12 protein-coding genes are annotated in these 12,975 nt (G+C 29.6%); 1 reads left to right on the forward strand and 11 read right to left on the reverse strand.

Going from position 1 to position 12,975, the window contains the following annotated elements:
* The 8 genes from CHL78_RS08975 to nhaC all read right to left on the reverse strand — a co-directional run bounded on the left by CHL78_RS08975 (position 1) and on the right by nhaC (position 9,548).
* Positions 1–1,041, reverse strand: a complete 1,041-nt coding sequence (locus CHL78_RS08975; RefSeq protein ID WP_094367854.1) for a sensor histidine kinase — start codon at positions 1,039–1,041, stop codon at positions 1–3.
* Complete coding sequence (locus tag CHL78_RS08980; RefSeq protein WP_094367855.1) at positions 1,034–1,720, reverse strand: response regulator transcription factor; 687 nt, start codon at positions 1,718–1,720, stop codon at positions 1,034–1,036. Before CHL78_RS08980 ends, CHL78_RS08975 begins: the two co-directional genes overlap by 8 nt.
* A gap of 48 nt (positions 1,721–1,768) precedes the next feature.
* The gene (locus tag CHL78_RS08985) at positions 1,769–3,808 is read right to left on the reverse strand and encodes an FtsX-like permease family protein (protein WP_094367856.1); all 2,040 of its coding nucleotides are present in this window, start codon (positions 3,806–3,808) and stop codon (positions 1,769–1,771) included.
* Positions 3,798–4,574 carry an ABC transporter ATP-binding protein gene (locus CHL78_RS08990; RefSeq protein WP_094367857.1) on the reverse strand — a complete coding sequence of 259 codons (777 nt, stop codon included), beginning with the start codon at positions 4,572–4,574 and terminating at the stop codon, positions 3,798–3,800. The genes CHL78_RS08985 and CHL78_RS08990 overlap by 11 nt, the downstream gene beginning before the upstream one ends.
* A gap of 221 nt (positions 4,575–4,795) precedes the next feature.
* A complete protein-coding gene (locus CHL78_RS08995) occupies positions 4,796–5,308 on the reverse strand; it encodes a DUF3189 family protein (protein ID WP_094367858.1) in 513 nt (170 codons plus the stop codon).
* 147 nt (positions 5,309–5,455) lie between these two features.
* Entirely contained in the window at positions 5,456–6,667 is a 1,212-nt protein-coding gene (locus CHL78_RS09000) for a GNAT family N-acetyltransferase (RefSeq protein WP_116041403.1), read from the reverse strand.
* A 450-nt stretch (positions 6,668–7,117) separates the two neighbouring features.
* Positions 7,118–8,122: an asparaginase gene (locus CHL78_RS09005; RefSeq protein ID WP_094367324.1), complete on the reverse strand. Its 1,005-nt coding sequence runs from the start codon at positions 8,120–8,122 to the stop codon at positions 7,118–7,120.
* 13 nt (positions 8,123–8,135) lie between these two features.
* Positions 8,136–9,548 carry a Na+/H+ antiporter NhaC gene (gene nhaC / locus CHL78_RS09010; RefSeq protein ID WP_094367325.1) on the reverse strand — a complete coding sequence of 471 codons (1,413 nt, stop codon included), beginning with the start codon at positions 9,546–9,548 and terminating at the stop codon, positions 8,136–8,138.
* Between the two features lie 231 nt (positions 9,549–9,779).
* On the opposite strand from nhaC, the gene CHL78_RS09015 reads away from it, so the two are divergent.
* The gene (locus CHL78_RS09015; protein ID WP_094367326.1) at positions 9,780–10,592 is read left to right on the forward strand and encodes a MurR/RpiR family transcriptional regulator; all 813 of its coding nucleotides are present in this window, start codon (positions 9,780–9,782) and stop codon (positions 10,590–10,592) included.
* 63 nt (positions 10,593–10,655) lie between these two features.
* Here CHL78_RS09015 and CHL78_RS09020 read toward each other — a convergent pair whose 3' ends face one another.
* The 3 genes from CHL78_RS09020 to CHL78_RS09030 form a co-directional block, all read right to left on the reverse strand.
* A complete protein-coding gene (locus CHL78_RS09020; RefSeq protein ID WP_094367327.1) occupies positions 10,656–11,399 on the reverse strand; it encodes an ABC transporter permease in 744 nt (247 codons plus the stop codon).
* Complete coding sequence (locus CHL78_RS09025; RefSeq protein ID WP_094367328.1) at positions 11,386–12,117, reverse strand: ABC transporter ATP-binding protein; 732 nt, start codon at positions 12,115–12,117, stop codon at positions 11,386–11,388. Before CHL78_RS09025 ends, CHL78_RS09020 begins: the two co-directional genes overlap by 14 nt.
* A 61-nt stretch (positions 12,118–12,178) precedes the next feature.
* Positions 12,179–12,943 (reverse strand): MerR family transcriptional regulator, encoded by a 765-nt coding sequence (locus CHL78_RS09030; protein ID WP_094367329.1) that lies wholly within the window; start codon positions 12,941–12,943, stop codon positions 12,179–12,181.
* Between the last annotated feature and the right edge of the window lie 32 nt (positions 12,944–12,975).

Genomic DNA, 12,975 nt, shown 5'->3' on the forward strand with positions numbered 1-12,975 from the left:
TTAGATTTTATTTTCTATAATAGGAAATAGTAAAGATATTTCAAATCCATCTTTATATTCTTTTGAAACTTCAACTTTAATTTTTAAATTATCAGCTACCTGCTTTGCCAAATAAAGTCCCATTCCCGTCGATTGTTTTCTCTGTTGACCAGCATCTCCAGTAAACCCTTTATCAAATAAAAAAGGTAAATCATAAGATTTAACTCCTATTCCATTATCTCTAATAGTAAGTATTATATCTCCACTTTTTTCATTAACCTTAGTAGACATAGTTATAAAAGAGTTAGACTCTCCTATATCCTTATATTTTATAGAATTACTTAAAACCTGTCTTAACAAAAATGATAGTCCTTTTTTATCTGAAAATACCTGTATTTTTTTCACATTGTTGTTAATACTAATTTTTTGCTCATCTATTAATATTTTATATTCCTCAATAACATCTCTACAGATTTCATCAAGTAATATATCAGTAAAAAGATAATCTAAGTGATCTGATTTGACTCTTGCATAATATAACATTCTTTCAATATCCTCTTGCATTTTTGTTCTTGCATATTCTAATCTCTGATATGTTGGAAGTGAAATTTCTTCCTTTCTATTATCAAGAACAAATGTCATCAACGCTAATGGTGTTTTTATTTCATGAGCCCATTTTTCTATGTATTCTTCATATTCTTTTAGATTTAAATCTTGTTGTTTAATTAAATCGTTCTTTTCACGGAGCTTTACACCAATTACATGAATCATCTCCTTTTCTTCTTTACTTGAAGAGAAACTAAGGCATAATTCTTCTTGGTTAAATTCTGGATTTTCTATAAAATCTAATATTGCTTCTTTCTTTCTCTTATCTATATTATAAATTCTAAAACCAACAAAGCTATATAACATAATAGAACCAATTACTGTAGTTGGAAAAATATAAATAAAACCTTTGGCATCTATTAGCCAAAGAAAAACACCAAACATAATGTTTAAAGTGCTTATTACAAGAAGCCATATTTTGTACTTTGAAAATATTTTAACTAAATTTCTAACCATTCTCTTTTACCCCTATTGCTACAAGATTATATCCTTTACCTCTTACTGTTTTAATTTCATACTTCATATTAAAGTTATTAATCGTTTTTTTCAATCTTGTCATATTAACTTGTAATGCATTTTCATCAATATGATCTTTAGTACCCCATATTTTTTCAAAAAGCATTTCTTTTGTAACAACATCGCCTTGGTTTAATAAAAGAAGTTCCATTATTTTTCCTTGATTCTCAGTTAATACAATAGATTTATCATTAACATACATTGTATAAGTTTGTAAATCTAGTTTTACTCCTTTTATTTCAAGAAAATAATTTCTATCTTCATATCTACGAAGTAAATTAGAAATCCTAGCTATCAATCTATCTTTATTACATGGTTTTGTCAGGTATTCATCAGCCCCTAAGCCTAAAGCATGTAGCTCATCTCTTAATTGATCTCTACTAGTTAGAATTAGTATTGGAATTGTACTTCTTATCTTAATTTCCTTACATATCTCAAAACCAGTTACTCCTGGTAAATTTAAATCTAACAACACAAGATCAGGAGATTCTTTTAGGATTTTTTCAGCTGTATCTATGAAATTAGTAATGCAACAAGTATCATACCCTTCTTTTTGCAATATAGACACAAGTTCTTCTCTCATAAATAATTCATCTTCAACTATAACAATCTTTTTCATTTGAATCTCCTTCTCTGTTTAATTACCTAGTATAGCATTACATTTATATTAACTATCTTCTCTTTTAATATCCATTAATTCATATATATACTTGTCACTTATTTTCATTACAGAAATCATATAACTATATTCTATCACACAAAGTATAATAATTGTAGGCACTGCAATTATCATTAATTCACCAATTTGATCTTGCATACTGGAAGTAGCAATACCTGAAAATAATGATCTTACCCCAAATATACTTCCAATTGCTGCGACTACTATTGGAATAGAAAAATACCATTGTATTTGTTTTCTAGCAGACTTACATAAATTCTTATAATTATATCCCATACGAATTATTGTTTGGTATCGTCTTGATGTGTTTTGTTGTTGCATTAAAAATTGAACTCCTATAACTGTATTAGCAATAATTAAAAAGATTACTGCCAAATAAATCGTTGTATAACTAGCTGCTACCGTATAGAATAACTGTCTTCCCATGTTTTGTAGATAACTTTCATACTCTAAATCTGTTTTATCAAGTAATTTATTAACATGACTAATTGCCTGCATTAATCCCTTATCTTTTACAATATCATTTTTTAAGGTCGCATTCCAATAAGAACTACTTCCTTCTCTTGTAATATTATCAAATAGTTTATCTGAAACAATTAACCCATAACTAATACTTATAGAGCGGTCAGTAACGATATTATCTTGATAGACCTTATTTACAAGCTCATATTCTTTATTTTCCATTTCTATATTTATATTTTTCTTAAGCACTCTATTCAGCATGTCTACTGTATTTCCATATGAAAACTCTAAACCATTGAATAAAGCAACCTGATTATCTAAAAGCTCAATAGGTTCTTTTCCTGCAAGTTTTAAAATATCATTATATCCTGATAAAGAAATCAAATATGGATATGTAAAATACTCTAAGTTATTTAATAATATCTCTTTCTCTTCAGAGTCTTTCTCCTTTTCAATAGCTTCTATTAATCCTTTGACAGAAAAGCTATCTTCATTCTTTAAATTACCTAATCTGACCTCAAAAACTTCATTGATATAATCCTTTATCGAAGACTTATTTAACTCTTTTTTTATCTGTTGTTCTTCTCCTATAAATGTATAATCTAGAACATGCTGATTTTTTGAACTAGAATTAAAAGTTACAGAAATTCCATAACCAAAGCAACAAAGTGCTATTAAAACTAATAAGGATGAAATTGCTAAAGAATTTGATTTAGAAAACACATTTTCCTGTAACTGTCTAAAAGTAAATACTTCTAAGCCATTTTTATTTTTTCCATTTTTAAGGATAAGCTCAAATAGTATTGCAATACCATGAAATAAAAGAAAAGTTCCACAAATACCTAAAATAACCGTAATTCCCATAGTCACAATAGAGTTCCATGCGTATCCTCCAATAGCTAATCCATAAGCAATAGACAATAATATAATTCCTATCAATAGCTTTACTATTGTAAAAAATTTATTGTTAACCTTATGTTTTTTATCTTGAGATTGTGACATCAATTTATTTATATCTTTTTTTGCTATACTTCCACTTAATATTAATAATGCAACTAATCTAATAAGAAAATAACCAACAATTGTCCATAATATTGCCCCTACAGAAAAAGAAAATTTATGCCCTATAATACCTAGCCCAACAATTCTAGCTGTAATCATACTAATCATTTCTGATATAAAAATAGCTATAGGAATTCCAATTGCAAGAGATAGTATACTATTGTATATCTCTTCTACTAGGAGCATAGAAAATAATCTTCTTCTACGCATACCTAACATCAAATACATTCCAAATTCGTGGCTTCTTCTTTCTAGCTGGTACTTTCCAGCAAAGTATACTAAGAAAAATAAAATAAATAATGATGTTGCGTATAACACAGGTGTTAATAATAGTAGTCGATTTACAGCATCACTTTCCATTTCTTTTAAAAATACTATTACATCTTGATTTTCTAATGACAAAATAATATAAAATGCTATTATTGATACAATCAAAGAAACGAAAAACATTCCGTTTTCTTTTCTATTTCGCTTACTATTTTTCTTAACTAAATTAAAGAACATTTGCACTTCCTCCCCCCAACTGTGCCATTACCGAGATGATTCTTTTGTAGAAATCCTGTTGAGATTCTTCTGGGACTCTTCTTCTAAGTTCATGAAAAACTAATCCATCTTGAATAAATAAGATTCTTGAACAGTAACTTGCTGCATTTGCGTCATGAGTAACCATTAAAATTGTTGTCTTATGTTCTTCATTTAACCCCGAAAGTTTTTTCATTAATAATTTTGCATTTTTTGAATCTAGTGCTCCCGTTGGTTCATCAGCAAGAACTATTTCAGGATTCAAAATCAGCGCCCTAGCAGCAGCTACACGTTGCTTTTGTCCTCCAGACATTTCTGATGGAAACTTCGTCATAACACTTTCAATCTCTAAATATTTTATAAGCTCATCAATTCTTTTTTCATCTTCTTTTCCCATCATATTATGAATTGCAATAGGTAACATAATATTTTCCTTAGCGTTTAAGTTATCAATCAACTCAAAGTTTTGAAATAAATATCCAATGTGATTACCTCTATAGTCAGCTAATTTGTTTCCTTTAAAACTTGCTATATCTTCTCCCTTAAGAAGGATTTTTCCTTCAGTTGGGTAGGTAGTCGTTGCAATACAATTTAACAATGTTGTCTTTCCTGACCCACTACTTCCCATTATACCAACAAATTCTCCATCCATAATCTGAAAGCTAATACCATCTATAGCCTTTGTAATATTATCTTTCTTACCATAGTATTTTCTTAAAGATTGTATCTCTAATATCTTTTTATCCATTCTTTGTTTTCTCCTCTTCATAAACTTTATTATATTTTTCAATTCTCTAATTATTTAGTTGATACTTTTAATAGATCTATGTTTAAGTTTATTATACAAAACAATAATCATATATAATACTTACAGTTTATGAAAGGTTTATATATATAAATAAAAAACCGCATCACTCACTTGTGATACGGTTCATCGTAACAGTAGCATATGAACTTTTAAAACCCACATCATTTTTTCTTCAATTCCTTATTATCTAAAATAATAACCTCTGAATTATCTTTCTTTGCTACCTTCTTTGTGTGATTTACAAGTTCTATAACATCCTTGTAAGATTGTTTTGCTCCTTTTACAAGTAATGGTACTCCTATAAAATCAAGTTTTAACCACCTAGAAAATAATCCACCAAAAGTCATTGGTAATGGCACAGTTGGCGACGTACTAGAAAATATAATTTTCTCATCTAATAGCTTTTGTTTATGAAGCATAGAAGCTAAATTATATAATCCTGGAATTAAAATTTTTGAACGTCCTCTTCCTACAGTATATACTTCGTTTCCATCTTTATCACTTCCATAATAAAAAAGTTCTCCACGATTTCCATATACTAACTTATTAAAGTTGGGCAACGCCAATATTTCATCCTTAGTCGGTTCTCTAGTATCATCTAATAATTCTAAGTGATAAGAAGCTGCTAGAACAGATGAGTGGGTTCCTCCATAACAGTTATATATGTATATCAATAACATCACCTAATTTCTTATTTCACTTTAATTTAATAATTGTAGTATATACATTAAACCTTGGAATTAAACAGTATTTAAACAATCTTTATCCAATATTTTCATTTTATGATTTATTTATAAGGTTTTATATTTTTTCAATTATTTCTAGAAATACTCTGAGAAATAAGGTGTCTGCTGTTCTATTGCATCCTCTAGCATATCCAAAGTCTCAGAACTACAAGTAAGTCTACCTATTTTATAAAGATAATCTGGACGCTTATATCCAAGTAACATAGTAGTCATAGTTTGAATATCAATTCTATCACTTGTTCTATGTTGAGTACGAGTAACCTCACCTTTTCCATCCTTTGTAATTCGTAAGGTAAAAGAACCTTGGTTCCAAGAAAGAAGTGGATCATCCATTGTAAAAGTCCACTCTCGCTCTATTGTATCTGGCTTAAATGGATATTGAGCAATAAACTCTACCAAATCAACAATACGAGACATGAAATAAGGCGAAATTGTTTCCTTAATATCTGCATCCTCTAGTAAAAATGCTAACGGTTCATCTGTATATGTATTACCTATAACCTTTGTAATCATTGAGAAATGTGCACTTATAAAATTCCACAATCCACTTCTAGCTTCTTCATTCACAAAAATCATATCTTTGATGTAAAAAATCTCATCCTCTATCCTATAAAGCACATATCCATCTGGTTCATTTTTGTCATTATAATATACTGCTGCCATTAAATCATCAGAATCCCAAAGTAAATATTCATTCCAAGCTAAGTCATCACGTAACAATGCCCCATGTGTTTGAAGAGCAAATCGTTCATAAGCTTTTTTAACTACATCACTTTCCACATCAACACGCTCTACTTCTCCAGATACTTGTTTATTCTTAGGCAATTGATAATCATTAATTTCAAATGTAATCTTATCAGATATAATCTCCCACCCTTTTCTACGGTAATATGGTATAGAGTATGGATATAAATAAGATATAGTCTGCTTTCTCTCCCTCATGTTTTCAAGTGCTCTATACAATAATTTATGCATCAGTCCTTGATTAGCATATTCTGGATAAGTACCTACACCAGTAAGTCCACCCATATCGTATGTTCTATTAAATATACGAACCCTCATAGGATAAACTGCTACTTGAGATATTAATTTATCTCTATCAAACCATCCCAAAACATCAGCTTTTTCTAATGTAGGAGATTTAGCTCTAATAATTTCTTTTTCTTCCCATCCAACCTTCTGTAAATCTTTATCTGTTACTTGGAAAACATATCTTAAAAGTTGGTTATACTGTTCAAGTTGCTCTAACCCAACATTTTTCATTTTTAACTGTCTATTTCTACTCATATAGAGTCCTTCCTCGCTTTCATCACTCTTCTTTTATTATCTAGAGATTTGATTTTAGTTTATACCTTCTATTGAAAACTATTTCTATTTATTTTTTATAATTTATGGCTAAGCCTATACATTCTAAGTTCTTAATATAAGAATAAACCTATGTGCTACACACAGGTCAATATTATTTTTGAAATTTAATTCTATACCCTATTATTTATCTTATATGTATTTTGTAAAAGCTCTCTTTAAGATAGTTTTTATCTCATTATTTATTATTATTTAATTAAAATTATTTATTCTATAACTTATAACTTTCATAACTCAGCCTTATACTAAAAACTACACATATCTAATTTATCATTCTAAAAAATAATTTTTAGCCTAAAATTTATTAACCCCTTAGATTAGTAAATGGATAGTTTCCATATAAATACTAATTTAAGGGGCTATTTAACTTATTTAAAATATATTTAATTTAAAAGCAGCTTTACTTTCTCCTACTAATTCATTTTTGTGATTATAAACTCTTACATTATGCTCATCAGCGAAATACTCTAAATCCTCTTTAGGAATAACACCTAACTGATGCAAAAGTTCAATAAGTACAATATTTCTCATAGGTGATAGTCCATCATGAACCTTAATAGCAAATCCTATCCCCTTATCAATAATTGCTCCACCAAAATATCCATTAGCTCCTGATTTTACAACTATCTTGTTTGGATACTTTTCCATTAATTTAAAGTCAATTCTATCTGAACCTGAAGCATATACTGGATTTTTCATAACAGCATTAACAACTCTAGTTACAGATTCCCTGTACTCTTCCTCAAGACTGGAAGGTTCAACCATACGCGCCATTCCATATGCAAACTTATTTAAAGGTAGTGTATGAACAGGAACACCACATCCATCAAGTCCTATACCTATATCATCTTTATTGTAATCACAAAGTGTACCTATCATTTCTACAATTCTTATTTGATGTGGATGATCTACTTGACAGTAAGTATCTAAATCTTCATTAAGATGCTTTACTGTTGCTAACATACCAGCATGCTTTCCACTACAATTATTATGAACAGCTAAGGCTTTTTCTCCTTTTTCCTTCATAGCTTTTGTAACATCTTCTTTAAAAGGATAATGCTCTCCACATTGTAAATAATCTTCACTTAGTCCTATTTTATCTAAAATACTTCTAACTGCATCAACATGAATCTTCTCACCAGAGTGTGATGCGCAAATTTGTGAGATTTCTTTATCATCTATTTTATAAGCATCTATTGCACCATGTAAGACAGGAACTACTGCCTGCATTAGTTTTGCAGATGAACGTGCATATGCAACTTCATATGGATCTCCTGCAAAGTAAAGTAAGTTCCCCTTTGAATCTACAACTGCAATAGATCCTGTTGTAATAAGATCCACCAAATCCCCACGATATGTATTTACTAGTACTTCCATAATCTCTCTCCTTTTATATCTGGTTACATAGCTGTAACTCTTCTTGTTCTTCTTCACTGTATCTTGCCATACCTATTCCTGTAATACCACAAAGTAGTGAGAATAAAGGACATAGGTAACATAAAAATGCGTAAGGTGCATACTCTGCAAATGAAATATTAAGAGTATTCATTATAAATACTGCTGTAACTCCCCAAGGAATTATGGTTACACCAATTGTTCCACAGTCTTCACATATTCTAGATACGTTTTCTGGCTTAAGCCCCTTTACCTTGAATAAATCTAACATTGTAGATTGAACCATTATAGCTGAAAAACAGTGAGAACCAGTAAGACCTATAGATAAATAACTTATACCCATAGCACTTGCTACTAAGCCACCAGTTGATTTTATCTTTTGTGCAAATTTTGAAACAAGTACATTTATTATTCCTATTTCTTTTATCATACCACCAATACCAGTTGTAAATATTACAGCTTGAACTGTACTGTTCATACTATTCATACCCCCACGATTTAGAAGTGTTGATAAAAATTCTAATTCAAATTCTTTATTAAATCCTTTATAAAAACTATCGAAAACTAAAGTATGTTCAAAGCCTTGATAGAATATTGCAATAACTAATCCTAATATAACTCCTGATAAAATTGATTGTGCTGGTGATTTCTTTTTTAACAGCATTATGATAACTATAACCATTGGTAAAAGTGTTATAACACCTAATTTAAAATTGTCCGCTAAACCTAATGAGATTTGTTCTATAAGAGTAAAATCTGCTGTTCCAGATACTTTGAATCCTAAGAAAAGGAAAATTATAGCAGATACTATAAGTGATGGTACTGTAGTATAAAGCATATGCTTTACATGTGTCAATACGTTAACATTCATTACTCCAGATGCAAAGTTTGTTGTGTCTGAAAGAGGTGAAAGTTTGTCCCCAAACCAAGATCCACTAATAATTGCTCCAGCCGTCATACCTGCTGGTATTCCAAGACCTGTTCCAACTCCAAGTAGCGCTACCCCTACAGTCCCCATAGTACCCCATGAAGTTCCCGTAAACATTGAAACTATAGCACATAAAAGAAGTGATGTTACTAGGAAGTACTTTGCATTTATTATTTTAATTCCATAGTATATAATTGTTGGAACTGTACCTGATGCAATCCACACTCCTATCAATGCTCCAACAGCTAGCATTATGACTACAGCTTGTAAACTATTTCTTACGGTGTCTAATGCTTTAGTCTCTAGATCTTGGTATGTATATCCTAATTTTAAAGCATATACATTAATAAGTATCCAAGCTAAAAACATAGTAACATTTAAATGAATCCCTAAAACTGTAACCCCTGAAACCATAAATACTGCTAAGCTTAATAGTGTAAACAATGAGTAAGCAAAAGTTGGTGTCTGTTTTTCTCTCATATCTCTTTATCTCCCCTTAGTATATTAGTTTGTCTACTTTATTAAAGCCTCAACCTTTACTTATCATGGTTGTTGACTTATAATGATTATACTTAACTTTATAGTGAGAAAAGTATAATTTTAAAGTATTTACTTTATTATATCATTTTTAATATCGTTTTCAATGCAAATACTTTAACTTTTCAGAAAATAAAGTAAATAATGAATTCTTAGGGAGTTAATAAATATAAAATGAATATTATCGAAATTATACAAAGTAATTACGCTACTTTAACTAATAAACAAAAGATGGTTGCCGATTACTTAACTAACAACCCTTCTGATATATGTTATGTTTCGCTTGCTACACTAAGTAAAAATATAGGTTGCTCAGAGGTTACAATACTTAAGATTTGCAAAATTATAGGGGTTGATAGTTTTATTGAGTTAAAGGAAGAGTTTAGAAGCTATAATCAAAGTCTGGTTAATAAGTACTCGGTTTCTTCTTATTCAGTTCCATCTGAGATAACAGATACTGATTCTAAAATAGATTTTTTAAAAAATATTTGTAATGAAGAGTTAGATAAGATAGTAGGTTTTTATAACTCAGTAGATTTAGAAAGTGTGTTGTCTATTGCCAAGCTTATATGTAAAAATCATATAATATATTTGTTTGCACACGATGCTTCTAAGGCTTTGGCTTCAGTGCTTAAAGGAAGATTTGATGTGTTAAATTTAAATGTGGTGTTGGTGGATTTGTCTGATATGAAGGAAGTTGAGTATATTATGAGACAAGTTACTAAAGATGATGTTGCTATATTTTTAAGTTTTCCTAATTATTACTATTCTATTAAGAGTATTGCCGAAAATATTAAACATAACGGATGTGAACTTGTGCTTTTTACTGATAGTCTAGATTGTCCTGTTGCTGATTGTACGGATAATATTTTAATGTGTAATACTAGGACAAAGATATTTTATAATTCATGGCTACAGCCTATTGCTTTGATAAATATACTTACGTCAATTTTGGCTATGTTAATTAAAGATAGTAGTGAGTTTTAAATAACTACCCCTAGATCATAAAAAACGACTTAGGGGTAGTTACTTTTGTTTGTATTTATTTAATTATTCCCATTTAAAATACCTAAGAGCTACACCAGTACATATAATCCCTATTACAATCATCATAACAATAGGCATAAAGACTTCATCAATTTCCAACCCAAGAGAAGTAGATTTTAAAAGTTTTATCCCTTGTGTAAGCGGTAATATATCTGCAATTTTTTGAAGTGATGTAGGCATAACCTCATAAGGTAGTGTCGCTCCTGAAAAAATCAACATAGGAAAATATAAAACACTAGCTATTACACTTGCACTCTTAATATTTTTAGCAATTCCACCTACCATCATGCCTATACTAAACATAGAAGCCATTACTAAAAAATAAGTACATATAAATTTAAACCATGATCCTCTAAAGCTAAAATCAAAGAAAATCTTTGCTATCGCATATACAAGTATAAGTGAAACTATAGAATAAAGAGCATAGATTACTATCTGAACCATCAAAATCATTGCAGGGCTTACAGGTGTTACCTTAAATCTTTTTAAAATTTTCTTATGACGATAATCTGATACCACCAATGGTAATCCCATGACTCCCCCTGCACATATTGCAATTGTAGCAATACCGCCAAAAGATTGTTCTAAAAATGAGTATCCAGCCCCATTAAAAGCTTCTTTGTTTCCATAGATTATTCCAAGAATAATAGTTAATACTACTGGCATACAAATTGCAAAAATCAGCATATCCATACCTCGTAGTGACAGTTTCATTTCAGTTTTTAACATAGCTTTAAATGATTTCATTTTCAATTTCCTCCTCATCTGTATACCATAAATAAGCTTCCTCTAATTTTTCAAAAGGACTTTTTTCAATTGCTTCTTTAACATTCCCATAGAAAATACTACTTCCTTTTTTTAGTATGCAAATTTTATCACATAATATTTCTACTTCATCCATAAAATGTGAAGTTAAAAATATGGTAAGACCTTTTTCTTTTAAATCCAAAAGCCCTTTCCATACATCTCTTCTTGCTCTAGCATCAAGACCTGTTGTTAATTCATCTAAAAATACAACTTCTGGATTTGGAATTAATGCAAGTATAATAAATAATCGTTGCTTTTGTCCTCCTGATAATTCACTTATTTGGCTTTTGCATTTGTCCATTAGACCAAACTGATTTAACAGCTCTTTATAATCTGATGGATGCTTGTAAAGAGAGCATGTAACTTCACAAATTTCTTCTACCGTTAGTTTGTCTTGATAATTTGATTCTTGAAACTGTACTCCAACTCTCTGATATAGTTTCTTTCTCTCTTTTTCTGGATTCATTCCTAAAATTGAAACTGATCCACTATCAAATCTCTTTGTTCCCAAAACACATTCAATAATTGTACTTTTTCCTGCTCCATTAGCACCAAGTAATCCAAATACTTCACCAGGTTTTACTGATATACTAACATTGTTTACTGCTTGTGTACTTCCATATGATTTGCATAAGGCATGAATTTTAATTGTATCCATATTAATAGACCTCCTACTTTTTTAGTATATAAATAAATTAACACCAGAATTAAGTCTGGTGTTAAACTGTAGGGTTTGGATTAAATTTTTCTTGCATATTGTTTAACTGAGCTAAAATACTTCTTGCATTTGACTCCGCTTCATTTAAAGATGTAATAAGTTTATCGCATACACTTACTATGTCATCATCATCTTTAGGTGTATTAAGCACTTCTTTTATATCTGTTTCTGAATTATTTGATATTGAATTTATCATTCTTAAAATTGATGCAAGTGAATAATTAGCACAGCGTAAGGAGCGTATTATCTTTAATAGTTGTATATCATCTTTAGTGTATACTCTGTATCCATTATCTTTTCTCTTAACAGAAAGTAAGCCGTTCATTTCCCAGTTTCTTAAAGTATCTATTGTAACTTGTAGATAATCTGCTGTTTCTTTTCTAGTTAGAAATATATCATCTTCTTTATTTTCTATACCTAAGAGAAGCTGTTTTGAAATTTCAATAGCTTCTTCTGCATTTTTTCGTTCATATATGACCTGGTCAATATAATTTTTTGTAGATTCTATTGCTTCTTGAAATTTAGCTTTGGCGGATAATTTAATTATATTAATCATTTTTTTCCTAAGACCATTTTGTAATACCTCAACCTTAAGTGCTGTTCTAGCTAATTTAAATTGTTCAATATGAAAATCTGTGAAGATACGATATCCATTAGGCAGTCTTTGTGGCTTTGGTATCAATTCTAACTCTTCATATAATCGTACAGTATTTGGGTGTATGTTAATTATCTTTGCTACTTGTGATGTCTTATATTTGTTTGTCATAGTAGTTTCACCTCCATTTAACTATATCATAA

This window comes from Romboutsia weinsteinii, assembly GCF_002250835.2.
In the GTDB taxonomy this organism is placed as follows: domain Bacteria; phylum Bacillota; class Clostridia; order Peptostreptococcales; family Peptostreptococcaceae; genus Romboutsia_A; species Romboutsia_A weinsteinii.

What these genes read in the sequence shown, in the direction of transcription:
- CHL78_RS08975 (WP_094367854.1), bottom strand. Translation starts at nt 1,041, where the DNA reads ATGGTTAGAAATTTAGTTAAAATATTTTCAAAGTACAAAATATGGCTT.
- CHL78_RS08980 (WP_094367855.1), bottom strand. Translation starts at nt 1,720, where the DNA reads ATGAAAAAGATTGTTATAGTTGAAGATGAATTATTTATGAGAGAAGAA.
- CHL78_RS08985 (WP_094367856.1), bottom strand. Translation starts at nt 3,808, where the DNA reads ATGTTCTTTAATTTAGTTAAGAAAAATAGTAAGCGAAATAGAAAAGAA.
- CHL78_RS08990 (WP_094367857.1), bottom strand. Translation starts at nt 4,574, where the DNA reads ATGGATAAAAAGATATTAGAGATACAATCTTTAAGAAAATACTATGGT.
- CHL78_RS09000 (WP_116041403.1), bottom strand. Translation starts at nt 6,667, where the DNA reads ATGAGTAGAAATAGACAGTTAAAAATGAAAAATGTTGGGTTAGAGCAA.
- CHL78_RS09005 (WP_094367324.1), bottom strand. Translation starts at nt 8,122, where the DNA reads ATGGAAGTACTAGTAAATACATATCGTGGGGATTTGGTGGATCTTATT.
- nhaC (WP_094367325.1), bottom strand. Translation starts at nt 9,548, where the DNA reads ATGAGAGAAAAACAGACACCAACTTTTGCTTACTCATTGTTTACACTA.
- CHL78_RS09015 (WP_094367326.1), top strand. Translation starts at nt 9,780, where the DNA reads ATGAATATTATCGAAATTATACAAAGTAATTACGCTACTTTAACTAAT.
- CHL78_RS09020 (WP_094367327.1), bottom strand. Translation starts at nt 11,399, where the DNA reads ATGAAATCATTTAAAGCTATGTTAAAAACTGAAATGAAACTGTCACTA.
- CHL78_RS09025 (WP_094367328.1), bottom strand. Translation starts at nt 12,117, where the DNA reads ATGGATACAATTAAAATTCATGCCTTATGCAAATCATATGGAAGTACA.
- CHL78_RS09030 (WP_094367329.1), bottom strand. Translation starts at nt 12,943, where the DNA reads ATGACAAACAAATATAAGACATCACAAGTAGCAAAGATAATTAACATA.